This is a genomic window from Pseudoalteromonas sp. P1-8 (assembly GCF_001399985.1).
In the GTDB taxonomy this organism is placed as follows: Bacteria; Pseudomonadota; Gammaproteobacteria; order Enterobacterales; family Alteromonadaceae; genus Pseudoalteromonas.
The window spans coordinates 263,729-264,066 of sequence record NZ_LJSO01000008.1; the positions used below are offsets into that span (position 1 = coordinate 263,729).

At 39.1% G+C, this 338-nt stretch carries 1 pseudogene; it reads right to left on the bottom strand.

Annotated elements, in window-relative coordinates:
• A pseudogene (locus AN213_RS20525) lies at window positions 1–338 on the bottom strand (transposase); the annotation flags it as partial.

Below are 338 nucleotides of genomic sequence, written 5' to 3' on the forward strand. Positions count from 1 at the left end.
GCAAGTGCAGCTTCATCAAGTAAAGCTTGTGATTTAAAGCGACCTTCCCAAAACCGTCCTTTGCATTCATCTTCTTGATTCGCTTTTCGTGCAATACCCTCGTTAAGAACTCGCATAAACCAACTAATGCTGCTGAGCCTCTCACGATATATATTTATTCTGGTATTAACCGCAGCGAGCTCGGTTTGTGTTAGCAATTCGCCATTTAAGAATCGTTGGCAAAGGAATGTACTTTTGAATAATTTGTGCCATCTAATAAGAATCGCTTTATTATTTAGACGCTTAGCTTTTGCTATATCAATGTGAAGAACCAGATGAGTGTGATTACTCATTACAGC